The 22,512-nt window shown below is 70.1% G+C and carries 22 protein-coding genes; 4 read left to right on the top strand and 18 right to left on the bottom strand.

Annotated features, from left to right (window positions below; translation table 11 throughout):
* Window position 1 precedes the first annotated feature (1 nt).
* From ACFULQ_RS31165 to ACFULQ_RS31085, 17 genes are all read right to left on the bottom strand, one after another.
* Window positions 2–943 (bottom strand): aromatase/cyclase, encoded by a 942-nt coding sequence (locus ACFULQ_RS31165; protein ID WP_383550369.1) that lies wholly within the window; start codon window positions 941–943, stop codon window positions 2–4.
* A gap of 45 nt (window positions 944–988) precedes the next feature.
* Complete coding sequence (gene fabG, locus ACFULQ_RS31160) at window positions 989–1,774, bottom strand: 3-oxoacyl-ACP reductase FabG (protein WP_383550367.1); 786 nt, start codon at window positions 1,772–1,774, stop codon at window positions 989–991.
* A gap of 134 nt (window positions 1,775–1,908) precedes the next feature.
* On the bottom strand, window positions 1,909–2,178 hold the full coding sequence (locus ACFULQ_RS31155) for an acyl carrier protein (protein ID WP_383550365.1): 270 nt from the start codon (window positions 2,176–2,178) through the stop codon (window positions 1,909–1,911).
* A gap of 75 nt (window positions 2,179–2,253) precedes the next feature.
* Window positions 2,254–3,468 (bottom strand): ketosynthase chain-length factor, encoded by a 1,215-nt coding sequence (locus ACFULQ_RS31150; protein ID WP_383550363.1) that lies wholly within the window; start codon window positions 3,466–3,468, stop codon window positions 2,254–2,256.
* Window positions 3,465–4,736, bottom strand: a complete 1,272-nt coding sequence (locus ACFULQ_RS31145; RefSeq protein WP_383550361.1) for a beta-ketoacyl-[acyl-carrier-protein] synthase family protein — start codon at window positions 4,734–4,736, stop codon at window positions 3,465–3,467. Before ACFULQ_RS31145 ends, ACFULQ_RS31150 begins: the two co-directional genes overlap by 4 nt.
* Window positions 4,733–5,062, bottom strand: coding sequence for a TcmI family type II polyketide cyclase (locus ACFULQ_RS31140; protein ID WP_383550359.1), 330 nt, complete (start codon window positions 5,060–5,062; stop codon window positions 4,733–4,735). The genes ACFULQ_RS31145 and ACFULQ_RS31140 overlap by 4 nt, the downstream gene beginning before the upstream one ends.
* Window positions 5,063–5,136: 74 nt before the next feature.
* Window positions 5,137–6,627 (bottom strand): FAD-dependent monooxygenase, encoded by a 1,491-nt coding sequence (locus ACFULQ_RS31135; protein WP_383550357.1) that lies wholly within the window; start codon window positions 6,625–6,627, stop codon window positions 5,137–5,139.
* Window positions 6,628–6,878: 251 nt separating this feature from the next.
* Window positions 6,879–7,583 (bottom strand): class I SAM-dependent methyltransferase, encoded by a 705-nt coding sequence (locus ACFULQ_RS31130; protein ID WP_383550355.1) that lies wholly within the window; start codon window positions 7,581–7,583, stop codon window positions 6,879–6,881.
* Entirely contained in the window at window positions 7,580–9,640 is a 2,061-nt protein-coding gene (locus ACFULQ_RS31125) for a hypothetical protein (RefSeq protein WP_383550354.1), read from the bottom strand. Before ACFULQ_RS31125 ends, ACFULQ_RS31130 begins: the two co-directional genes overlap by 4 nt.
* 96 nt (window positions 9,641–9,736) lie before the next feature.
* A complete protein-coding gene (locus ACFULQ_RS31120; RefSeq protein WP_383550352.1) occupies window positions 9,737–9,859 on the bottom strand; it encodes a hypothetical protein in 123 nt (40 codons plus the stop codon).
* A gap of 114 nt (window positions 9,860–9,973) precedes the next feature.
* Window positions 9,974–10,633, bottom strand: a complete 660-nt coding sequence (locus ACFULQ_RS31115) for an antibiotic biosynthesis monooxygenase family protein (RefSeq protein ID WP_383550350.1) — start codon at window positions 10,631–10,633, stop codon at window positions 9,974–9,976.
* Window positions 10,634–10,717: 84 nt separating this feature from the next.
* On the bottom strand, window positions 10,718–12,298 hold the full coding sequence (locus ACFULQ_RS31110; RefSeq protein WP_383550349.1) for an MFS transporter: 1,581 nt from the start codon (window positions 12,296–12,298) through the stop codon (window positions 10,718–10,720).
* Between the two features lie 68 nt (window positions 12,299–12,366).
* Complete coding sequence (locus ACFULQ_RS31105) at window positions 12,367–13,341, bottom strand: DUF6081 family protein (protein ID WP_383550347.1); 975 nt, start codon at window positions 13,339–13,341, stop codon at window positions 12,367–12,369.
* A gap of 2 nt (window positions 13,342–13,343) precedes the next feature.
* Window positions 13,344–14,501, bottom strand: a complete 1,158-nt coding sequence (locus ACFULQ_RS31100; protein WP_383550345.1) for an acyl-CoA dehydrogenase family protein — start codon at window positions 14,499–14,501, stop codon at window positions 13,344–13,346.
* Window positions 14,502–14,547: 46 nt separating this feature from the next.
* Window positions 14,548–15,132 carry an NADPH-dependent FMN reductase gene (locus ACFULQ_RS31095; protein WP_383550343.1) on the bottom strand — a complete coding sequence of 195 codons (585 nt, stop codon included), beginning with the start codon at window positions 15,130–15,132 and terminating at the stop codon, window positions 14,548–14,550.
* Between the two features lie 188 nt (window positions 15,133–15,320).
* Window positions 15,321–15,785 carry a nuclear transport factor 2 family protein gene (locus ACFULQ_RS31090; RefSeq protein ID WP_383550341.1) on the bottom strand — a complete coding sequence of 155 codons (465 nt, stop codon included), beginning with the start codon at window positions 15,783–15,785 and terminating at the stop codon, window positions 15,321–15,323.
* Window positions 15,786–15,857: 72 nt separating this feature from the next.
* Entirely contained in the window at window positions 15,858–16,541 is a 684-nt protein-coding gene (locus ACFULQ_RS31085; RefSeq protein ID WP_383550339.1) for a response regulator transcription factor, read from the bottom strand.
* A gap of 452 nt (window positions 16,542–16,993) precedes the next feature.
* Between ACFULQ_RS31085 and ACFULQ_RS31080 the strand changes: the two genes are divergently transcribed.
* Complete coding sequence (locus ACFULQ_RS31080) at window positions 16,994–17,560, top strand: TetR family transcriptional regulator (RefSeq protein ID WP_383550337.1); 567 nt, start codon at window positions 16,994–16,996, stop codon at window positions 17,558–17,560.
* A 138-nt stretch (window positions 17,561–17,698) separates the two neighbouring features.
* Here ACFULQ_RS31080 and ACFULQ_RS31075 read toward each other — a convergent pair whose 3' ends face one another.
* Entirely contained in the window at window positions 17,699–18,379 is a 681-nt protein-coding gene (locus ACFULQ_RS31075; protein WP_383550335.1) for a ScbR family autoregulator-binding transcription factor, read from the bottom strand.
* Between the two features lie 168 nt (window positions 18,380–18,547).
* Here ACFULQ_RS31075 and ACFULQ_RS31070 point away from each other — a divergent pair, with 168 nt between their 5' ends.
* The 3 genes from ACFULQ_RS31070 to ACFULQ_RS31060 all read left to right on the top strand — a co-directional run bounded on the left by ACFULQ_RS31070 (window position 18,548) and on the right by ACFULQ_RS31060 (window position 22,353).
* On the top strand, window positions 18,548–19,528 hold the full coding sequence (locus tag ACFULQ_RS31070; protein WP_383550333.1) for a ScbA/BarX family gamma-butyrolactone biosynthesis protein: 981 nt from the start codon (window positions 18,548–18,550) through the stop codon (window positions 19,526–19,528).
* Between the two features lie 530 nt (window positions 19,529–20,058).
* A complete protein-coding gene (locus ACFULQ_RS31065) occupies window positions 20,059–21,018 on the top strand; it encodes an NAD-dependent epimerase/dehydratase family protein (RefSeq protein ID WP_383550331.1) in 960 nt (319 codons plus the stop codon).
* 72 nt (window positions 21,019–21,090) lie between these two features.
* On the top strand, window positions 21,091–22,353 hold the full coding sequence (locus ACFULQ_RS31060) for a cytochrome P450 (protein ID WP_383550329.1): 1,263 nt from the start codon (window positions 21,091–21,093) through the stop codon (window positions 22,351–22,353).
* The last annotated feature ends 159 nt before the right edge of the window (window positions 22,354–22,512 follow it).

The following is a 22,512-nucleotide window of genomic DNA, read 5'->3' as shown; positions in this document are numbered from 1 at the left end:
GTCAGCGCGCCTCGGCGTAGGTCTTGGCATACCCCAGCGTGGCCCGGCTGTTGGTGCTCAGCGCGGTGCGGACGTACTCGCGGGCCTCGGCGACACCGGCGTCCGGACCGAGGATCCTGGTGATGTTCTCGGTGTTGAGGACGACGGTGTGCTGGGAGGAGGCGGTCGTGCCGTCCGCGTCCTGGGTGAAGGTCCAGTAACCCGTGTGCAGGGTCATCAGCGCCGGCAGGGTCACCTGCTTGTAGGCGATCTTCCGGCCCTCGAAGCAGACCCGGTAGGACTTGGTCAGATGGGTGGACCCGTCCTTGGCGCGGGTCTCCATCTCCAGGGTCTGCAACCCCGGTACGTCCTCGTCGAGCCGGACCGAGGCGACATGGGGCAGGCGCTCCTGCCACAGGTGGGCCTCGTTGACGAAGTCGTACAGGTCCTTCGCGGAGCCGGCGACCCGGACGGAGTCCTCGAAGGAGAACGTCACCTCCTCGGCCGCGTGGGCGAGTTCGACGTTGGTCTTCAGGGCGGCCAGTTCGGACCGCGAGTTGCGGTCGACGGCCTCGTCGATCCAGCGCAGGCCGTCCGGGTCGTCGTCGACGGCACGGTAGTCGTGCAGCAGGCGGATGCGGGACGTCGCCTCGTCGAGGGGCTCGATGATCCAGGTGCCGCCCATGGCGGCCACGGGAGGTGCGGAGACCTCCTGGCGGAACTCGATCCGCAGGCGGTCGGGGTCCAGGACGCGGCGGGAGGTCCAGTTCTTCGCCTCGCCGTTGGCCGTGGCCCAGATCCGGATGCGCTCGGCGTTGCCCGTGCTCTCCAGATGGTCGACGTAGATGGTGGGCGGGAAGATGCGCGGCCAGTTCTCGACCTCGGCGATCAGACGGTAGACGGCGGCGGCCGGAGCCGAGACGGTGATCTCGTGCTCCACCTCGCGCAGGCCGGGCTGCGACATGGTCGGGCTCCTTGGGATGAGTGCGTGGGCGGCGGGCGGGGCGGCTCAGAAGTTGCCCAGGCCGCCGCAGACGTTCAGGGCCTGGGAGGTGATGGAGGCGGCCGTGTCGGAGGCCAGGTAACCGACCAGGCCGGCCACCTCGTCCGGCGTGGAGTACCGCCCGAGCGGGATCTTGGCCTGGAACTTCTCCCGGATGGCGTCCTCGCTGACGTCGTACGCGGCGGCGTATCCGGCCCGCACCCGCTGCGCCATCGGTGTCTCGACGTATCCGGGGCAGACCGCGTTGACGGTGATGCCGGTGGGGGCGAGCTCGTTGCCGAGGGCCTTGGTGAAGCCGACCACGCCGTGCTTCGAGGCCGAGTAGGGGGCGCCGAGGACGACGCCCTGCTTGCCCGCGGTGGAGGCGATGTTGATGATCCGGCCCCACTCCTTGTGACGCAGGCCCCCGGTGTTGAGGACCGCGTTGGTGAGCCGGAAGACGCTGTTGAGATTGGTGTCAATGACGTCGTCCCACAGCTCCTCGGCGATGTCGGCCGTGACACCGCCGCCGCTGCGGCCCGCGTTGTTCACCAGGATGTCGACGCTGCCGAAGCGGTCGACCGCCCCCTGGACGAAGGCCTGCGCCGATTCCGTGGAGCGCACGTCGAGGGTGGCGCCGTCGGCGTCGATGCCCTCGCTCTGCAGCTGCTTCACCGTCTCCGTCACCTTCTCGGCGGTGCGGGCGCCGATGAACACCTTGTGTCCCGCGGTACCCAGAAGGCGGGCGACGGCGAGGCCGATTCCGCTGGTGGCGCCGGAGATCAGAGCGACCCGGCCGTTGTGCTGTGTCATGTTGCGTCTCCTTGCGCGGCGGCCGCGCGGGAAGTGGACGGACGAAGTCCTGAGGGGTGAAGGCGGGCCGGGCGGTCGGGGGAACGCCCGGCCCGCTTCGCCGGTCCGATCGAGGCCGTCGGACCGAGTCCGGATCAGGCGGCGATGTCAGCCGTGAGGAGGGCGTTGACGGCTGCGACGAGGGCCCGCGGGGTGGTGATGTCGGACAGGTTGACGTCGTCGAGGCTGACGTTGAACTCGCGCTCGATGCGGCCGCCGGTCTCCAGGAGCGCCAGGGACTCGTAGCCCAGCTCCTCGAAGTCGCTGTCCTCGATGTTGCCGTAGAGGTCGATGCCCTCTTCCGAGCCCGCGCTCTCCAGCAGGATGCGGCGCAGGTCGTCCAGGGTGAATATCCGGTCGGACATAGGGGTTTCCTCCATGCTGAGGGTCGTGCCGAGGGTCTGTGTGCTGTGCGTGCCGTGGTGTCGCGGGACGGCGGGTCAGCCCGCGGCGCGCACGACCACCGCGGAGTTGAAGCCGCCGTAGCCGCGGGCGATCACCAGCGCGGTGCGGACGGAGGCGGTGCGCGGGTCGCCGGTGACCAGGTCGAGGTCGTACTCCGGGGCGACCTCCACGTTGGTGGTGGGCGGGACGACGCCGTCCTCGATCGCCAGCAGAGCGGTCGCCACGTCCAGCGGCGCGGCGCCCGAGTAGAGCCGTCCGGTCATCGTCTTGGGTGCCGTCACGGGCACTGCGCGCGGTCCGAAGACCTCCGTGATGGCGTCGGCCTCGACGCGGTCGAGCGCGGGCAGGCCCGCCGCGTCGGCGAAGACCACGTCGATGTCGCCGGGTGCGACCTCGGCGTCGGCGAGGGCGGCGCGGATCGCCTGGCCGAGGCCGGGCGGCCGGCCGCTGTCGGGCCGGGGGTCGAAGGTGGCCCCGTAGCCGGCGATCTCGCCGTAAACGCGCGCGCCCCGGGCGCGGGCCGCCGCGAGGTCCTCCAGGACGAGGATCGCGCCGCCCTCGCCGGGCACGTGGCCGCCGGCGAGCGCGTCGAAGGGCAGGTACGCGCGGTCCGGGTCGTCCTCCTGGCTCAGCCGTTCGCCGGCGAGCTGGGCGACCCAGCCCCAGGGGCAGATCGAGGCGTCCACCGCACCGGAGACGATGAGCCGGGTGCCCTTGCGGATCTGCCGCCGCGCCTGCGCCAGGGCGTCGAGGCCGCCGGCCTGGTCGCTGACCACGACACCGCTGGGGCCCTTCATGCCGTTGCGGATCGAGATCTGGCCGGTGTTGACGGCGTAGAACCAGGCGAAGGACTGGTACGCGCTGACGTGCTGACCGCCCTTGCTCCACAGCTTCTGCAGCTCGTTCTGACCGAACTCGAAGCCGCCGGAGGAACTGGCGGTGATCACGCCCATGTCGTAGGCGTTGAGCTCCTTCGGGTCGACCTCGGCGTCCTCGAGGGCCCAGTCCGTGGCGACCAGCGCGAGCCGGGTCATCCGGTCGGTCTGCGGGAGCAGCCGGCCCGGCAGATGGTCCTCGGCGACGAAGCCGGGCACCTCGCCGGCCAGCCGCGCCGGATACTGGTCCGGGACGAAGCGGGTGACGGGTCCGATGCCGCTCTCGCCCTTGAGCGTGGCCGCCCAGAAGTCCTTGGTGCCCAGACCGTTGGGAGCGGCGATGCCCAGGCCCGTGACCACTACCGGGGTCGTCATGCGATGCTCCTGTCGGGTCGCGCGAGCACCATGGCGCTCTGGAAGCCGCCGAAGCCGCTGCCGACGGTCAGGACGGTGTCCGTGCGCCACTCCCGCGCCGTGACCGGCACGTAGTCCAGGTCGCACTCGGGATCCGGGGTGTGCAGGTTGGCCGTCGGCGGAACGACGTGGTTCTCCATGGCGAGTGCGGAGGCCGCGATCTCGATGGAACCGATCGCGCCGAGCGAGTGGCCCACCATCGACTTGATCGAGCTCACCGGTGTCCGGTAGGCGTGGTCACCGAGGCTGCGCTTGAACGCGGCGGTCTCGTGACGGTCGTTCTGCTTGGTGCCGGAGCCGTGCGCGTTGATGTAATCGATCGCGTCCGGGTTCACCCGCGCCTCGTCCAGGGCGACACCGATGGCCTCGGCCATCTCGGCGCCGTCGGGGCGCAGACCCGTCATGTGGAAGGCGTTGCAGCGGGAGGCGTAGCCGGCGATCTCCGCGTAGATGTGCGCCCCGCGGCGCCGCGCGCTCTCCAGCTCCTCCAGGACGAACACCGCCGAACCCTCGCCCAGCACGAAGCCGTTGCGGGTTCCGTCGAAGGGACGGGACGCGTGCTCGGGGTCGTCGTTGCGCGGGGTCGTCGCCTTGATCGCGTCGAAGCAGGCGACGGTGATCGGGGAGATCGGGGCGTCCGAGCTGCCCGCGATCATGACGTCCGCGGTGCCCTCCCGGATGATGTCCACGGCGTGGCCGACGGAGTCGAGGCCGGAGGTGCAGCCGGTGGAGACGACGGTCGAAGGGCCCTCGGCGCCCACCGCCCAGGCGACCTCGGCGGCGAAGGAACTCGGCACGAAGTGGTTGTAGAGGTGGGGTACCGCGTAGCGGTGGTCGACCAGGTCCAGCCGCCCGCCGTCGCTGACGACGCGGTACTCCTGGTCCAGCCCGGTGGTGGCGCCGACCGCGCTGCCGATGGTGACCCCGGTGCGGTACGGATCGAGGTCCGCCAGGACGATGCCGCTGTCGGCGACGGCCTCCCGGGTCGCCACGACGGCGAGTTGGGCGGCGCGGTCCATGCGGCGGATCTCCTGCGGGCTCAGCCCGTGTTCCTCGGGATCGAAGTCGATCTCCGCGGCGACCCGTGACCTGAAGGAGGAGGGATCGAAGAAGGTGATGCCCCTCGTCGACGTCCGGCCCTCGCTCAGCAGATTCCAGAAATTCTTGGCGCCCGTTCCGCCCGGAGCGAGCACTCCGATTCCGGTGATGGCGACACGACGACCGCTCACGAGGACGCTTCCCAGTGGTAGAACGACTTGGCCATGGCATCGGCGGGCGAACGCCAGGTGGCCGGGTCGTAGGCCTGAATGTAGGGCTTGAGGTCCTGGCTGATCTGCACGAAGCGCGGATCCGTCTTCGCCTCTTCGATGATCTCCCCGCCGTTGTCCGTCTCGAATTCCTGGAGGTGGAAGTAGAGACCCTTGTAGACAAAGAGCTGGCGGCGTTTGGTGCCCATGATGTGCGGCATTTCCGTGCCGTCGAACTCCCGGAAGAGCCGGGCGACGTCATAACGTGCTCCGGGTTCCATTCGGGCGACGATCAGTGTGCTGTGCATGGTCTTTTTCTTCTCCTTCGCGGCAGGAAGGCGCCGGAAAGCCGAGCGGCCTCGGCGTGCGGATCGAAAGGGGGTCAGCGCGGCAGTCCGGCCCGGGCGGGGCCGAACCAGCGCTCCAGCGCCATCGGCAGGTCGTGGTGGCTGCCGGGGGCGGCCCAGGCGACGTAACCGTCCGGGCGGACGAGGATCGCGGCCGTGTCCGCCAGCGGGCTGTCGGCGGGCACGCCGACCGGCGCGGCGGTGACGATGTCCACCCGGTCGGCCCACGGCAGCGCCCGCGCCCGCAGGGCGGCGGTGTCCTCCAGGTCGAGCAGCACCCCGCGGCCGGCGGCGAGCAGGTCGAGGCTGGTGGTGGACCGCGAGGTCGCGGCGGTCGTCAGCTCCAGCCGTGGCATGCGCCGGCCGAGCAGCGGGTGCCTGCCGGTGCCGGTGTCGTAGCGGATCTCCAGTCCGCTCACCATGGCGGCCAGGTGCCGGGAGACGTCCGGGTAGGCGATGAGCTCGGAGAGCACGTCACGGACCGGCTGCACCTCGGCCCCGCTCAGGAAGAGCAGACCCTGGGCCCTGGTGTTCATCAGCAGGCGCCGGCCGACCGGGTGGCGCTCGTCGTGGTACGTGTCGAGCAGCGCTTGGGGCGCACGGCCCCGGACCACCGCGGCGAGCTTCCAGCCCAGGTTGACCGCGTCCTGGATGCTCGTGTTCATGCCCTGGCCGCCGGCGGGCAGGTGGATGTGCGCGGCGTCGCCGGCGAGCAGGATGCGCCCCTTGCGGTACTGGGTCACCTGTCGGGTGGCGTCGCCGAACGCGCTCACCCACACCGGCTCACCGTGGGCGATGTCGACGCCGGTCAGGCGCTTCCAGGCGGCCGCGACCTCCTCGTACGCGGGAGCTTCGGTGCGGCGCTGCGGGGGCGTGCCGCGCTCACAGACGATCAGCCGGGTGATGCCACCGGGCAGGTGACCGACCATCACCATGCCGCCCGGCAGGGTCTCGCCGATCATGCGCGGTTCGAGGTCGAGTCCCCGCACGTCGGCCAGGTACATCTCCAGCGTGGCGGCGGTGCCGGGGAAGTCGAAGCCGGCCTCCTTGCGGATCTTGCTACGGCCGCCGTCGCAGCCGACGAGGTACTGGGCACGCAGTTCGTGCACGCCGTCCGGGCCGCGCACCTCCACGAGGGTGCTGTCGCCGTCGTCCTTGACGGAGAGCACCTCGTGACTGCGGCGGATGTCCGTGCCGAGGTCGGCGACCCACTGTTCCAGCACCGCCTCGGTGTGGGACTGCGGAACGGTCTTCGCCGCCTGATGGGCGCCGTCCAGGACACCGAAGTCGACGGGCAGGCCACCGAAGTGACCGAAATCGCTGACCTCGATCTCCCCGAACCTGGGGAGCAGACCGCGTTGTGCGAACACCTCCATCGTGCGTGCCGTGAATCCGAGACCGCGCGACTCACCGGTGCGCTCGGCGAGCCGTTCCAGAAGGACGACGTCGACTCCGGCCAGGCGCAATTCACCGGCGAGCATCAATCCTGCCGGACCGGCTCCCACGACTATGACTTCGGCGTCCATGCCACTCTCCTCGGTCGTCCTGGGGAAATTGATTTCAGCATCGATGGACCGTGAAAGGTCATCGGATATGGCATCCGCCGGACACTTGCGCCGCCTCGGGAAGCCGACTAAATACTCCTTCGAAACGACCGGCCGGATCAAGGAGATCCGGACGGAACCTCGTCAGGGCTGTGCGAAGTTGCGTCATGTTTTCGTGAAGTGACGTGGGCACATGACAGTCGTGTTTCCGCTTAATTGAATTCCGTGGAGATTCAGCCCGGCCAGCGGCTGACTTCGAGGCCGCAGTCGTCCACCGGGAGGGTCGTGGTGGCGAGGGCCCCTCGGTCCTTGACGAAGGCCGCGTAGTCGCGCAGATCCCACGCGAAGACCGGGTGGCAGACGTCGTGGGCGATCACCAGCGCTTCCGGCGCCAGACGGGGCAGCCAGCGCTCCAGCAGCCGGGCGTATCCGGACTTGCGCGCGCCGGGCACGTCGATGTCGATGAGCAGCAGGTCCCAGGTGTCGTCCGCACTGTGCGCCGCGGCATCGAAGGCATCGCCCACGACGGCCTCGGCACCGGGTGTGAAGCCGGCTCTGCGCAGGTTCGCCGCGGCGAGCGCCACCGGCTCGGCGGCCACGTCGAGGCCGAGGGACCGGCGGCCGGGATAGCGGGAGTCGGGACCGAAGCCCGGCCCGGACACCCAGGCCATCAGGTTCCCGGCGAAGCAGCCGAGGGTGGCGACCGTGAGGGGCCGGCGGGCCGCCGCGAGGCCGTACAGCACACGGGCGGCGAGCGGGGTGAGCGTGGTGGTCGGCACCTCGAAGGAGGCGGTCAGCCGAGCACGGAAGGCATGGAATTCCGGCCAGGACACGGCGGGCGCCCCGGCCTCCAGGACCCCGGCCGCCCGGCAGTGCTCGAGGAACCGGTCAGCCAGCGCGTCGGCCTGAGCGACGGTCAGCCGCGGCAACGAACTCATCGCCCGACACCGCCGGTCACGGAGTGCCCGGACGCCTGCGCCCGCTCCGGCTCAGGGACACCCACCGCGTCCACCGCGACCGCTTCCCGCTCCCCCACGCTCCGCCCCGAGAGCTGTCCAGGGTTCTCGCGTGACGTGATGCCTGCCAGGAAGCGGTTGAGGTCGCGTTCGGGCAGTCCCTCGAGGTCCACGGCGGGGAGATAGGAGGGGAGTTTGGAGGACGGGGGTGCGACCTCCGCGCCGGCCGTGGTGAGCGCCTCGGCGAGACTCTCCTGCCCGGCGCCACGGTCGTACGCGCCGGCCGCCTCCGGGTACCAGATGCGGGCGGCCGCCAGGGTGTGCCGGTCCCACGGGGAGCGCCCGAGGGTCAGTGCCCACAAGAGGCCCGCCAGGTCCTGTGCGAACGCCTTCTCGTCGCAGAGCCGGCGGGCCGTGCGGGCCGCGTCCCGGTAGTGCCGGGCGGCACCCGTGTGGTCGCCGCGCCGCATGTCGGTGTACCCGGCGGCGGCGAGCAGCTTCTCCAGGTGGAAGGGGTCACGCAGCGTGCCGGCGACACGGACGGCCGCCCCGAAGGACTCCGCCGCCTCCTCGTGACTGCCCCGGCGCAACTGCAGCACGGCGATCGCGTAGTGGTGCGGCACGTAGAACTCCGGCCTGCCGGTGCCGAGCATCGTCACCGAGACCGAGCGCAGGAAGTCCTCCGCCTGGCGGTGCCAGCCGGTGATCTGGAGCAGGAAGGCCAGGTTGTGGCTCAGGTTGTAGCGCAGATAGAAGGCACTGTCCCCGGGCATCTCGCGGACCAGCCGAAACGCGTCAAACTCCAGTTCGAAAGCGGCCTGGAACAGCTGGTCCCGGCCCCCGCTCTCCTCGGCCTCCCGGGCGTCGATGGCCGCGGCGAGCGCCAGGCCGTTGAGGATCCACGCCTTCTCCACCTGTGCCTCCACTCCCGGCTCGGCGAGTGCGTCGAGGCAGTCCAGTCCGCGCAGGTAGTAGGTGCGCGCCGTGTCCGTGTCGTCCTTGCGCTTGGTGACGAGCAGCGCGACGAGGTAGTTCAGATGGGCCCTCAACTCGGGCCTCTCCGCGAGCCGCAGGGATTCCTCCAGCTTGGCCACGGCACTGTCGATCCGCCCGGTCTGCGCCTGGGAGATGGCCTGGAGCCTGATCAGGTCAGCCAGGTCGTCCACCCGCCCGCCCGCGGCGCCGACCGCCGCCAGGTGCGCGGCGATCAGCAGGTCGGCCCGCTCGAAGTTCTGCAGGGCGATCGCGTCACCGATGGCACGCAGCGGGCCGACGGGTTCGGCGGAGCGCCACGGTTCGACCGCCGGAGCGGGAGCGGCGCGCGGCGCGTCCGGTACCGACAGCGTCCCGCACACCCGCACGGCCCGCTGCCGGGAGAGCCGCTCCAGGAACTGGGTGCCGCCGTCCCGCAGCAGTCCGCGGACGGTGAGGGGCCGGCCCTGCTGGTCGGCGATCAGGACGGCCCGGTACAGGATGCGGACCGAGATACGGTCCCAGTGGTCGAAGGCCTCGATGACGAGGACGGGCCGCTCGCCGAGCACCGGCAGGGCGTCGACGAGGAAGCGGGCCGCGCGGTCGATCCAGCCGGCGGTGGTGTGGGACTCCCGGCTGATGCGCCGGGTGGTGCCGAGCGACGCGGTCTCGGACACGGGGACGAACCGGCCCCGCGGTGCGTGCCCTTGGCCGTCCGGGCTGTCCGGTCCGTCAAGTCCGTCCGAGCTGTCCGGTCCGTCCGGTCCGTCGGGCTCGTTCGCGCGGGTGAGCAGGGAGAGCACCTCGGCGTGCCGTTGCAGCACCTCCGGCAGCGCGCCGCGTGCCGCGGGCAGCAGGACGGCCAACAGCTCCTGGACGCCGCACAGATGGTCGTAGCCGGTCGGGGGCGGGCCGATGGCCACGGCCGCCCGTACGGCGTTCGGGCCCAGGCAGCCGGCGAGGTCATGGGGGTGGGCGCAGAGCACCACGCCGCGTACGGCGGGGCGCCATGCGAGGGTCGGATCCTGCAGCCAGGCGGGACGGGCTGCCACGGCGGACGAGCTCACGGCGGGCTCCTGTCGGTCGACGAAGTGTTGTGTCCGGGGGAAGAGACCGGCCCCCGCTGCCGAGGCAGCGAGGGCCGGTGACAAGAGGACCCTGGGCTACCAGGTCTCGTTGCCCAGGGCGAGCTCGAATTCGCTCTCGGTCAGCTCGTTCTCGGTCGAGAACGTGGCAAGGACCTCCTCCAGAGCTGCGCTCAGCGCGGCTTCGGTCATGGCTGTCACCTCCTCCCTTCGGTGTCGTGAGTGGGCTGGGGAACTCCCGGCCACATCCCGCGCGCCGTCCGTGACGGACGGCGCGCAAGGGGCGTACGGGAGGGTCTGTGTGCCACCCGACCGTCAGACGGTGGTCGCCTCGGTGATGTAGGCGATGCGCAGGGTGTACTCGCGCAGGTCCACTCCATCCAGGGCGGCGGGGCGGGCGCCGCTCGCGTCGCGGCCGGCGCGGAAGGCGTCGTAGGCCTCCTGGCTCTCCCACTGCGAGTAGCTGACGACGGCCTCGCCCTCGAAGTCGCGGTGCACGCTGTGCGATATGTAGCCGGGCGTCGCGTCGAGGGCCGGGTTGGGCTGCGTCACCACGGCGAGCAGTTCGTCCTGCTGGGACTTCGACCGGGTGCGGGCCACCTCGATGACCGTGAAGACGTCCTGCTGCTCGGATATCTCGATGGCCGAGTCGCCCAGGCGCGGGTTGCGCTGGGTGTGGACGACCTCGCAGTGGATGCTGTCGAAGGTCGCGAAGGTCAGGACCTCCTTGAAGCGCTCCTGCCTGCTGGGGTCGCTGAGTATGCCCTCCCAGGCGGCCTTGTCGCGCCACTGTATGTAGCTGATCACGGAGTTGCCGTCGTGGCTGAGGTGGGCGTTGACGGACACGAGCCCGCTGCGCTCGTCCGCGGCACCGAGGCTCTGCCAGATCTCGATGAGCCGGTTCTGGTGCTCCGGGGACGTCTCGAAGATGTTGACCAGCGTGTAGTACTGGTCCTTGACACTGATCCTCGTCATCCGAGGAACCTCCTTGTGGTGGCCCACCGGTGCCTGGTCGGCACCGGTGGGCGGTTCGCAGACGAACGGGCGGATCCGGGGGTCCTACGCGCCGGAAGGCAGCGTCTCCTCGGCGGCGACCGGCTGCTGGGCCGCGGGCTGCGCGGCCGGGGCGGGAAGCGCCCGGCGCAGCAGTACGGCGACCAGCGCGGCCATCGCGAGAAGGACGCCGATGGAGACGTAGGAGGCGACCTCCATACCGTGGGCGAAGGCGTCGTGGGCCGCCGAGGCCAGCTCGCCGCCGACCTTGCCGGGGAGGTCCTGGGCCACGGCGGCCGCCTCGGCGACGCTGTTGCGCGCGGCGTCGTGCGCCCCGCCGGTGACACCGGAGGGCAGGTGGTCGTCGAGGGTGGAGCCGTAGACCGCCGTCGCGAGGCTGCCGATGAGGGCGATACCGACGGCGCCGCCGAGTTCGTTGGTGGTGGACGCCAGCGCGGAGGCGGCGCCGGCCCGCTCGACGGGAGCCGCCTGGACGATGGTGCCGATCCCGAGTGCCATCACGGGGGCGAGACCGACGAACATGATCGCGGACGAGGTGATGACCAGCGCCGTACCGGAGTTGCCGTCGATCTGGGTCAGCACTCCGAAGCCGACGGAACCGATCAGCAGGCCGACGATCAGGACGGGCGGGGTGCCGATCTTCTGGGAGATGCCGGTGCCGACCACGGCGGCGACCATGCCCGGGATGATGACCGGCAGCTGCCACAGACCCGCCTCGGCCGGCGACATGCCGAGGACGATCTGCAGGTAGGTGGCGAGCAGGTACTGAATGCCCATCATCAGGCCGGTGGTCAGCAGCAGGGTGCCGACGGAGACCGAGAACGCGGCACGGGAGAACAGGGTGACGTCCAGCAGCGGCACGGACAGGCCTCGCTGGCGCAGTACGAAGACCACGCCGAAGACCAGGCCGACGACGAGGGCCACGGCCGGCCAGGTCTCGAACCCGTCGCGGGCCAGCTCCTTGATGCCGTACACCGCCGGCAGGATCGCCGCCAGCGACATGCCGACGCTCAGCAGGTCGAGACGGCCGCCGGCCGGGTCCTTGTACTCGGGCAGCAGGATCGGGCCCGCGATCAGCAGCAGGACCATGACCGGCACGGCCAGCAGGAAGGGCGCGCCCCACCAGAAGTGGTCGAGCAGCAGGCCACCGGCGATCGGGCCGACGACACCCCCGACCATGAAGGACGTCGTCCAGACGGTGACCGCGGTTGTGCTCTCCTTCTCGTCCCGGAACATGACGCGCAGCAGCGACAGTGTCGAGGGTGCGAGGGTGGCGGCCGAGACACCGAGCAGGGCTCGGGCCGCGATGAGCATCTCGGGGCTGTTCGCCTCGGCCGTGAGCACGGAGGCGACCCCGAAGAACACGGCTCCGATCATCAGCAGGCGGCGGCGTCCGATGCGCTCGCCGAGCGTGCCCATGGTGATCAGGAAGCCGGCGATGAGGAAGCCGTAGATGTCGCTGGCCCACAGCAGCTGGGTGCTGGAGGGGTTCAGATCGGCCGTCAGTTTGGGGACGGCCATGAACAGAAGCGTCAGGTCCATCGTCGTGAGAAGGGCCGGCAGGCACAGGACTGCCAGGCCGAACCACTCACGACGGCCCGCCTTCACGGGCGTTACTGCGGTCACAACACTGTCCTTTGCAATTCATCGGGGATGGCGGAGTCGCACGGGCCGTCGAGTACGACGGCCCGCACTCAGGCGGTGGTGACGGAGACGTCGCGCACGTTCAGCGCGACGCCCTGCCCCCACAGGCGGCTTGCGGAGACGCTCTGTTGGTCGAGGAACTTCTGCGGCCAGGGCGCACCGCGGCGCGGGTCGACATACTGGGAGGGCGCCGAGTCGATCCGCACCAGACCGGTGGAGTCGGCGCCCAGGGCCCCGTCGAGCAGGGTGAACATGCCGACGCCGGTTGTCAGTTGGCGCGGTATGACGTCCTCGGGCTCGCCCGCGTGGTCGAGCAGCTGGTGTGCGCGGTCCAGGACCGGGTGTCCGATCCGGTCCACGGCGAGGACCTCCGTGCCGTTCACCGCCCACGTCACGGTGGAGCGCGCGGAGTCCAGGGTGATCCGCAGGGTGTCGAGGTCCCCGGGCGCCCGCTCGGCGACCGGGACGGCATAGGTGTACGCCGCGTACGTGGTGCCGGGTATGCGCAGCCGCTCGTAGTTCGCGTAGACGCGGGTGTTGGTGACGAAGAAGCCGAAGATGGACGCCGTCTCCACGTCCGCGGTGATCATCGAGCCGCAGGCCAGCCGGGGGTCGGCCTGCGGGTCGTCGACCGCCGCGCCGAACGGGTGGTCCTCCGTCGCGTACGTGGACACGGCGAGGGTGGTGGTGCACACGAGCCTGCCGGCCGCGGGGACGTCGAAGCCCGGCAGGCCGGTCTCCGCCGAACGGTTCGGCAGGGCCGTCCACTTGACGTGGTCGCGGGTGCCCTCGCCGCCGTCGGCCTGCTGGCCGGTCGTGGAGACGAAGGCGGGGGCGCCGGTGCGCGGGTTGACCCCGGTGGGGACCACGGCGAGCCCGAGCTGCGAGACGTGGGCGATTCCGTCGCCGCCCGCCACGCCGGCGGTGTCCTGGGTGTGCCAGCCGGCGTCCGGTGCGTTGGTGGTGAAGCCGTCGCGGAAGTCCTCGTGGAAGAGCAGCCGGCTGCCGATCGCGTCCGTTGTCATGGTCAGGAGCTCTTCCCTGCTCGGGCGGCGTCGAGAAAGCCACGGGTGAAGGCCAGCGCGGCGGCGTCGAACTGCAGCACCATGTGGCTGGCGGCGGAGTTGACGTCCCGCCAGATGCGCTGGAGCGGGTCGGACATCGACTGGCTGCGCGTGCCGCCGGCGTGGAACAGGGCGTCGACGGCGGAGACGAGCAGCCGGGTGGCGAGCGCGCAGTCCCGCCGGTTGCGCACCAGGACGTCATCGGTGGCCCGGGCCCGGTCCACGCTCTGCGCGGCACGGGTCAGCAGCAGCGCGGCCGCGTCGATCTCCCCGGCCGCCCGGGCGTGGGCGATCTGGAGTGCCTCGGCGGGCTCGGTGCCGCGGACCACCTTGTCGGTGAGGGCACCGGCCGAGAGCTTCAGTGCCGCCCGGGCCGCGCCCAGGACGGGTGCGGCGAAGGTGAGGCCGTTGACGGCGAACAGCGGTTGCGTGTGGCGCAGTTCGTCCGACACGGCGCCCTGCCCCGTGAACATGTCGTCCATGAGGAAGGTCCGGTGGGCCGGCACGGTCACCTCGTCCACCACGACGGTGTGGCTGCCGGTCGCCCGCATGCCGACGGTGTCCCAGGTCTCCTCGATCCGGTAGGCGGAGCGGGGTAGGGCGAAGAAGCGCGCCTGATCCTGTCCTTCCACGCCCGGTGCCATCGCCATGACGAGGGCCCAGTCGGAGAAGTCGACACCGCTCGCGTACGTCCAGGTCCCGGTCAGCCGCCAGCCGCCGTCGGCCGGCACCGCGGTGGCGCCGGTGGAGACCAGGGAGCTCACCAGGCGGCTGTCGGGCCCGTCCGCCCAGATCTCCGCCTGTCCCTCGGCGGGAAGACAGGCGGCGAAGCGCGCGGTGTAGGCGAGCAGCGAGCCGATCCAGGCGGCGGAGGCACAGCCCTCGCCGACCGTGGCGACCGCCTCGGTGAGCGTGGCGAAGTCGGTGCCGGCTCCACCGTGGCGTGCCGGGACCAGCGCCCTGCTGAAGCCGGCCTCGACCAGTGCCGCCACCACGTCGGCGGACAGCCGTCGTTCACGGTCGGCACGGGCCGCGTCGTGGCCGGCCGGCCCGCCCGCCGCCCGTGCGGCGGACAGGAAGGCGTCCGAGGTGGTGCGGGGAGCGAGGAGCATCCCGGTCATGGCTGTCTCATTTCGTCGACGTCGCAGCGGCGAGCGGCGGGGCGGATCACGCGCGGTAGGGGCGCCTGGCGCGGGCCTCGCGCAGTGCGACGCCCCACCACACGAGCTGGTCGAGCATGGTCTTGGCCGCGGCGGCGCAGCCCTCCGGCTCCTTGGGGTTTCCGTCCGCGTCGAAGGTGGCGCGGGCGCCGTGGAAACTGACCGTGTCCCGCAGGGTGACGGCATGCATCTCGGCGTAGACCTGACGCAGTTGCTCGACCGCGCGCAGGCCTCCGGCGAGACCGCCGTAGGAGACGAAGCCGATCGGCTTGGCCTGCCACTGCGTGTAGTTCCAGTCGATCGCGACCTTGAGCGGGGCGGGGAAGCTGTGGTTGTACTCGGGCGTCAGGACGACGAAGGCCTCGGCCCGCTCCAGACGTGCGCTGAGGGCCTCCGCTGTCGCCGCGTCCGCGGGCTCGGGGGTTTCGGTCACCGCCACCGGCAGCGGGTAGGCGGCGAGGTCCACGACGTCCAGTTCGACGGCGTCGTTCTGCCGCACCTCTTCGGCGAACCACTGCGCGATGGTGGGGCCGAAGCGTGTGGCACGGGTGCTTCCGATCACCAGTGCTACTCGAAGTCGTTCCTCGGACATGGGGATCCTCACGGTCGAAGGTGTGCTGTGCGCTCTGCTGAACTTGTGGGCCTGCTCGGCCCGTTGGAGTGCGGTGCGGTGCGGCGGGCCGTCCCCACGTCACCGCCGCACCGCGCCGGCACCCGCAGCCGGTACGGCCCTGGCCTCCGCTGCCGCCGCGGCCGTACCGGCGTCTGTGTGGCGGGACGTCAGACGACCTGGCGGCGGGCGCCGGCGGCGTCCCGCGGGGACCACCACAGCGCGGTGGTCTCGGCACCGGCCCCGAGCACGGTCCAACGGCCCTCGACGATGCGGCCGTTGCTCCAGCGCAGCAGGTGCAGCGCCTCTATCTCGAAGGTGTCGTACGGCGAGGTGCTGTCGGCCTCCGCCCCCGCACGCACCGCCGAGATGTGGTTGACGTCGACCGAGTAGCCGGCCTCGGGGTTCACCAGAACCGTGACGTTCTCGCCGTGCATCGTGCCGCCGGACAGCCGGAACATGTTCCCGAAGAACTCGAGGAACGCGTCGAGACCTTCGTACCAGCCGGAATACGCGTGCAGTCCGGGAACCTCGAAGCGCACCTTCTCGTCCCAGAATTCCGTGATGCGCGCGCGGTCCCCTGTGGCCAGGGAGGCCCAGGCCGCGCCGACGCGCTCAGGAGTGAGATCAGACATGGATATGGGTTCCTTTGAGGTGTGCGGTGCGGTCGCCCTCCTGCTCAGGAGGGCGAAAAAAGAATTCGGGATTCAGCCGGCGATGGCCGGCTGGAAGCACAGTCCGACTCCGCGAATGGTCGTTATCCACTCGTCGGGTCCGAGTTTTCGTCGCAGACTGGCGACATGCGTGTCGATGGTGCGGCTGGGGGGCGACCAGTGGTCTCCCCACACCTGGCTCATGAGCCGGCGCCGCGACACGACGGCTCCCGGCTGTGAGGCCAGCAGGCACAGCAGGTCGAACTCCTTGCGGGTGCACTCGACGCGCTCGCCGCGCAGCGTGACCTGACGCAGCTTCATGTCTATGCGCAGCGGGCCCCATTCCATGACGTCCGGCGCGTGCGCCTGTCGCGCACTGCGCCGCATCACCGCGCCGATCCGCGCGGTCAACTCCCGTAACTCGAAGGGCTTGAGGAGACAGTCGTCCGCCCCGGCCTCGAGCACCAGCACCTGGTCCCACTCACTGCTGCGGCAGGTGAAGGCGATGATGGGGGTGTCCCCCGCGGCGCGGATCGCGGCGCACACGTCCAGGCCGTGCAGGTCCGGCAGTTCCAGGTCCAGCAGGACCAGGTCCGCGTGCTCGTACATCTCCAGCGCCTTGCCGCCCTTGTCGACGGCGATCACCTCACAGCCCTGCCGCCGGAGGCTGTGTGTGATTCCCCTCTGGGCATGCGGGTCGTCCTCGACCACGAGCACACGCCATCTCTCGACAGCCATGTCCACCCCCGGTATGTGACCCTCCACCCCCTGCGAGGCGCCGCGCTGCGCCTCAGAACCGCGATGACGGTGCTGCGTACCGTGCTTTCGGTGCAGAACCATGCCCGGCTGACTCATGTCGTCGTTTCCCCCGTTCCTGCGTGGAAGCCCACGCCGAAAACCGATCGGGCACCCCGAGATTACAAACCGACACGCATGCATGTCAACGCGCTTTGAGTGGCGTGAATCACGCCTCCGGTGTCTCGAACAGCCTCACGGGATGCGGACTTAACGCCCACATCGGACATCTTTGTTGTCTGATCAACCATTCCGCTTACCCGTATATGCCGACGCGAGGGGGTTAAAGATACAGTCATGAATGTTATGTTCGTGGCCTGTTGCAGGGCCTCATGGCTCGATCCGGACCGTGCCGGCACCTGCAAGGCCACCTGCACGGACGTGAGGAGTCGGCATTGAGCGCCAAAGCGACCCGGACCCGTTCCCAGTTGATTCGTTCCGCCGCGACGGTCTTCGCCGAACACGGCTATGCGCGGGCGAAGTTGTCCACGATCGCCATGGCCGCGGGAGTGAGCCGGGGAGCCCTCTACTTCCACTTCCCCAGCAAGGAGGCGCTGGCGGACGCGGTGGAAGCGGCAGCCGCCGAGCAGTTCGCGAGAGTGACGAGCGGCGGACGGGACAACGGCGTGCCGGGCCTGGCATGGGCGGTACAGACGTTCGCCGCGCTGTACCGGGGCGAGGTCACCTTCCGCGCGGGAGTCCTGTTGAGCTGCGAGAAGGACCGCAAGCCCACGGTGAACGTCATCCGGCAGTGGGAGGAGTACGTACGGGAGGCCGTGGCGCTCGCGGAGCGCCGGTATCCGTTCGCCCGCTCCGCCCCGGCGGGGCACACCGCCAACGCGGTCGTCGCCATGACCGTGGGAATGGCGTACCTGTGGCAAGAGGGCGAGCAGTGGCTCGCCGAGTCAACCGTCACAGGTGTATGGAATCTCCTGCCGCCGTCGGTGGGCCGCATGGAGTGAGGCGAGGGGCGGAGTTCCTCCGCCGAGCCGGGTCCTGGAAGCGTGGGGCCCCTGAAGGACGGGCCCGCCCGATATCCCGGCGGGCCCGCGCGCATCGCGGCTCGCCCGAAGCGACGGACGCACACGGAACGGGCAGGATCAGCCCTCCATGGGCTCATCCTCACCATTGGCCGCCCGTTCGGCCGCCAGGGCACCCAACTCCGCCCCGACCGTGATGCCCCGGTCCGGGCTCAGGTCGAGCTGGAGGAGCACCATCGGCTCCGCGATGTTCGCCAGGACATGCTTCAGCAGCACCCTGACCCGGGCGTCCAGATCGGTCCAACCGGTCATGACCTGGGAGAACAGCTGCACTCCTGTGAAGCAGGAGCACAGCAGCTCGGCCGTCTCCACCAGGTCCACGTGCGGACGCAGTTCACCCCGCGCGCCGGCCTCCTTCAGGATGCTGAGGTTGCGGTCGACCCACCCCTGGAAGGGAAGCTTCCGGTCCAGTCCCACCGAGTCCAGCTCCAACGACAGCCGGACACTGCCCTGGAGCACCGGATCCCTGGCCAGCTGGCAGGCGAACACCAGGCCCAGGTCGATGAGTTCCTGAAGCTTCAGGTCCCGGACGACCGTCGGGACGTCCGCCTGGCTCGCCAGCACGGCTCGGGCGAGTTCCTCCTTGGAGGAGAAGTGGAAGTACACGGCTCCGCGCGTGAGGGTGAGCTTCTTGAGGACGTCGGCGACCGTCGTGGCGCTGTAGCCCCGTTCAGCGAAGACGGACCCCGCTGCCTCCAGGATCATGCGGCGGGTCGCGAGAGCCCGTTCTTGCGTCACCATCGACTTACCTCCAAGGCGTTTCGCCTGTTTCTGCAGGTAGAACGCATGTTACTCATCATTAATCTCAACATGTGAGACAACCCATTGAGCCACATACCGACTCACACGTATGTTACGTCCCGCTCGAGCTCACCTCGAGCTCGGCTATGGCATACCTAGGGGGAAGGCGTGCAGGCTACCGATGTGCAACAGGAGAGCAGACAGCCCTCCTGGCACACAGAATCCGACATATCGCCCGACGCAGCATTCCATCCGGTCTTCAAAGAACTGGTACATCGCTCAACCTTGCTGGATGTTCTACCAGTTGGATGGCGGCCGCAGGCGGAGAACCGCTATCTCATCAACGTCGCCTGGCCCCACGACCACCCTTTCTATACAACCGTGAAGGGTAATCACGGGGCCAACCTGATCGCAGAAACCATTCGTCAGTGCGGACTCCTACTGGCTCACGCCGCCTACGACGTACCCCTGGATCACCACTTCGTCATGTGGGACCTGGCGTACACCCGGGAGTGGACCCGCCCGGTTCCGGCGCCCGGGCGCCGTCGTATCGAGGTGGAGACTGCCTGCTCGGATCTTCGCTTCCGCGGCCGGCGACTGGCGGCCATGACCTGTGACATGACGCTGCGCACGGAGCAGGGGGAGGTTCTGGCACAGGGCGGCGGTCGCTTCGACATCATCAGCTCCGCCGTCTACCGCAGACTGCGCGGTGAGCAGATCGAATCGACCGCACCCCCCGTACAGCGCGAACCCGTGGCGCCGGTCCTCGTCGGCCGCGCCCGGCCGATGGACGTGTTGCTCGCCCCGGCTCCCGGGCCCACGGGCGCCGGATCGAAGAGGCGCTGGCAACTGCGCGCGGACAGCGCCCACCCGACCGTCTTCGACCACCGCAACGACCACTTCCCGGGCATGGTCCTCGTCGAAGCGGCGTTCCAGGCCGCGAACGCGGCCACCACACCGGTCCGCCACCACTGGTCCTCGGTACAGGTGGCCTTCCACGGCTACGTCGAGTTCGGACCGCCGTGCTGGATCGAGGTCCGCACGGTGCCCACCGGCCTGCCGCACCGCACGGAACTCGAAGTCACCGGTCACCAGAACGAGCAGCCGGTGTTCAGGGTTCTGCTCGCGGGCACATCCATGCACGGCTGATCGCTCCTCCGTCCGCGGACGCGTCATCGGACACGGCCCGCGCCACCGTCGATCGAACAGCGATTCACCCGACGCGTCGCCGCCGCAGCCGACGCCTCTCGCCTCTCCGGCACACCTCATATCTCGGTGATCGACCGCCACTCGCGTCCGGCGGCCACCCCGCATGCCCTGTGCACGGGCGTGCCGCCGGGCGTGCCGAACGCTTCACAGCCACGTGGCCCACGGGTCATGTCGAGGCATGTGCGTCAGCGATCCCCGACCCGCAAAGGGAACGAACCCTCATGGCATCCGAGTTCCTGGCCGAGAACATCGGCCGACCACCCCCGTACACCCTCACCCCGCCCTCGTCGGACATCGCTCCCTCATGGGCCGCGTCCCGTACAACACGCACGTCAGGAGCCGGTACAGCGCTTTCATCGTATCGGGCGGGAGGAGCATCACCGCAGCGTGTTCACGGATCCGGCTTGTCTCTTTCGCAAACAGACGCATTCGTGACGCCGGTTGAAGCTCGCGTGAAGGAACGCACACCGATGGTTCTCATCACCGGTGCGACCGGCTTCGTGGGCCATCAGGTCGTCCATCGGCTGCGCGTCCACCCGGCCCGGCCACGGCTGCGGTTGCTCACGCACAGAAGAGGCCTCCCGAACTGCTGCGCGGAGACAGCCGACGTGGTCACAGCCGGCCTCACCGACCCCGGGTCCCTGAGCGAGGTGTGCGACGGCGTGGACACGGTGCTGCACTTCGCCTCGGCGATCACCGACGACCCGGTCACCGCCCACGCCGTCAACACCGCAGGTACGCAAGCCCTGTTGGCCGAGGCTCAACGGTCGGGTGTCCGGCGCTTCGTGCGGCTCAGCACCACCGCGGTCCACGGTCCTGGCCCGCACCGGGGCGAGCCCGGGTCGTCCGATCGGCCGCCGTCGGTGACCAGCGCCTCGCGGCTGGCGGGTGACAGAAGCGTCCTCGCCGCCGGCGGAACCGTCCTTCGCCCCGGGCTGGTCCACGGCGTCGGTGACGTGTGGGCCGTACCCGCCCTCGCCCGCATGATCAGCGGGTTCCCGCACTGGATCAACGGCGGGCGGGCCAAGCTGTCGTGGATCTCCGTGGAGGATCTGGCCCGGACCGCCGCCGCGCTCGCGACCCGGCCGGAGCCGCTGCCCCCGTCCCTCGTGCTGCACGCGGCGCACCCGGACCCGGTCACCGTGCGCGAGGTCGTCACGACGCTGTGCCGGCACCTGGACCTGCCGCTGCCGCGCGGGGACGTGCACACGAGAGACCTGGGGACACGTCTCGGCAACCGGGCCGATCCGGCTCTGCTGCAACGGCTCGCTCAGCTGGGCGAGGACCACTGGTTCGACTCCGCCCCGTTGTGGTCCCTGACCGGTCTGGAACCCGGCCCCGGTATCGCCGAGGGCTTCGCCGCCTGCGCGCCTTGGTACCGCGGGCACCTCGACGACGTGATGGCCCCACCCGTGCCGTCGGCCGGCTGAACCGCCCGCGCACGCCACGAACGACGCTCCACCAACCCTCCGCACCACCGAACGCAGAAGGCGGAACCAACGATGCAGACCACGTCGTCCACGCGGCAGCCCTCGGCCTGCCCCTTCGCGATCGACCCCACCGGAAGCGACATCCAGGGCGAGATCGAACGCATCCGCGCACACGGGCCCGTGACCCGGGTCGAGCTACCGGGCGGCGTACCGGCCTGGTCGGTGACCAGCGCCGACCTGATCAGGCGACTCCTGCTCGATCCGCGGGTCTCCAAGGACGCCTACCGGCACTGGCAGGCCTGGATCGACGGCGAGGTGACAGCGGACTGGCCGCTGTCCATATGGGTCTCCGTACAGAACATGGTCACCACGTACGGCGCCGAGCACACCCGGCTGCGCCGCCCGGTGGCCGGAGCGTTCGGCATCCGGCGCGTCAACGCGCTGCGACCCGGCATCGAAAGGATCGTCGAAGATCTGCTGGACGGACTCGCGCAGCACGCGGCCCGCACCCCGGACTCGGTCGTCGACCTCCGGGAGCACTACGCCCACCCCCTGCCCAGCAGCGTCATCTCCGAACTCTTCGGCGTGCCCGAGTCGGCGCGCGGCGAACTGCACCGGATCATCAAGGGCTTCTTCGCGACCACGGCGTCCAAGGAAGAAGCACAGAGCAATGTTCTCCACCTCTACCGGACCATGAGCGACCTCATCGCCCTCAAACGGCGCGAGCCCGGCGACGACCTGACGACGGATCTGGTCGCCGCCCGCGACGACGAGGGCATGGCGATGACCGACAAGGAGCTGGCGGACAACCTGATCCTGCTGCTCACCGCCGGCTACGAGACGACGGTGAACCTCCTCGACAACGCGATCACCCGGTTGCTCGCCGACCCCGAGCAGCTCCGGCTGGTGCGTGCCGGCCGGGCGTCCTGGGACGACGTCATCGACGAGTCACTGCGTCTGGACGCACCCGGCGCGCACTCGATTCTGCGATACGCCGTGGAGGACCTGGAGATCGGCGGGGTCACGATCGCCCGGGGCGAGGCCATCACGATCTCGTACGCGGCCGCGGGCCGTGACCCCGCGCTGCACGGAACCGACGCCGACCGTTTCGACGTCACCCGCGCCACACGGGGCGAGCATCTGTCCTTCGGCCACGGCGTCCATTACTGCCTGGGAGCTCAGCTGGCCCGCCTGGAGGCGTCCATCGCCCTGTCGGCCCTCTTCGCCCGTTACCCGGACCTCGACGCGGCCGTACCCATGACTGAACTGCGCCCGCTGGAGTCCTTCATATCCAACGGCCATCGGGAGGTGCCGGCTCGGCTGGGCACGGTGTGAGCCACACGTGAGCCGACCCGTGGGGCGGGCGGCGACCACCGTGTCCAGCAGGAAGGCGTGAAGCCCTCCAGTCGGCTTGCCGGTGGTTCCCGTGTGGTCTGTGACACCGCTGTGACCGGAGGTGTGGGTTCCGCCACAGCCCTTGGGCGGGGCCCCTGG

This window comes from Streptomyces sp. NPDC057253, assembly GCF_042669125.1.
Lineage (GTDB): Bacteria > Actinomycetota > Actinomycetes > Streptomycetales > Streptomycetaceae > Streptomyces.
Note: the sequence above shows the minus strand (reverse complement) of the source record. Positions and strands in the feature narration are given on the sequence as shown.

Bases quoted from the DNA above. Each gene is read 5' to 3' on its own strand.
- ACFULQ_RS31165 (WP_383550369.1), bottom strand. From the start codon at position 943: ATGTCGCAGCCCGGCCTGCGCGAGGTGGAGCACGAGATCACCGTCTCG.
- fabG (WP_383550367.1), bottom strand. From the start codon at position 1,774: ATGACACAGCACAACGGCCGGGTCGCTCTGATCTCCGGCGCCACCAGC.
- ACFULQ_RS31155 (WP_383550365.1), bottom strand. From the start codon at position 2,178: ATGTCCGACCGGATATTCACCCTGGACGACCTGCGCCGCATCCTGCTG.
- ACFULQ_RS31150 (WP_383550363.1), bottom strand. From the start codon at position 3,468: ATGACGACCCCGGTAGTGGTCACGGGCCTGGGCATCGCCGCTCCCAAC.
- ACFULQ_RS31140 (WP_383550359.1), bottom strand. From the start codon at position 5,062: ATGCACAGCACACTGATCGTCGCCCGAATGGAACCCGGAGCACGTTAT.
- ACFULQ_RS31135 (WP_383550357.1), bottom strand. From the start codon at position 6,627: ATGGACGCCGAAGTCATAGTCGTGGGAGCCGGTCCGGCAGGATTGATG.
- ACFULQ_RS31130 (WP_383550355.1), bottom strand. From the start codon at position 7,583: ATGAGTTCGTTGCCGCGGCTGACCGTCGCTCAGGCCGACGCGCTGGCT.
- ACFULQ_RS31115 (WP_383550350.1), bottom strand. From the start codon at position 10,633: ATGACGAGGATCAGTGTCAAGGACCAGTACTACACGCTGGTCAACATC.
- ACFULQ_RS31105 (WP_383550347.1), bottom strand. From the start codon at position 13,341: ATGACAACGGACGCGATCGGCAGCCGGCTGCTCTTCCACGAGGACTTC.
- ACFULQ_RS31100 (WP_383550345.1), bottom strand. From the start codon at position 14,501: ATGACCGGGATGCTCCTCGCTCCCCGCACCACCTCGGACGCCTTCCTG.
- ACFULQ_RS31095 (WP_383550343.1), bottom strand. From the start codon at position 15,132: ATGTCCGAGGAACGACTTCGAGTAGCACTGGTGATCGGAAGCACCCGT.
- ACFULQ_RS31090 (WP_383550341.1), bottom strand. From the start codon at position 15,785: ATGTCTGATCTCACTCCTGAGCGCGTCGGCGCGGCCTGGGCCTCCCTG.
- ACFULQ_RS31085 (WP_383550339.1), bottom strand. From the start codon at position 16,541: ATGGCTGTCGAGAGATGGCGTGTGCTCGTGGTCGAGGACGACCCGCAT.
- ACFULQ_RS31075 (WP_383550335.1), bottom strand. From the start codon at position 18,379: ATGGTGACGCAAGAACGGGCTCTCGCGACCCGCCGCATGATCCTGGAG.
- ACFULQ_RS31065 (WP_383550331.1), top strand. From the start codon at position 20,059: ATGGTTCTCATCACCGGTGCGACCGGCTTCGTGGGCCATCAGGTCGTC.
- ACFULQ_RS31060 (WP_383550329.1), top strand. From the start codon at position 21,091: ATGCAGACCACGTCGTCCACGCGGCAGCCCTCGGCCTGCCCCTTCGCG.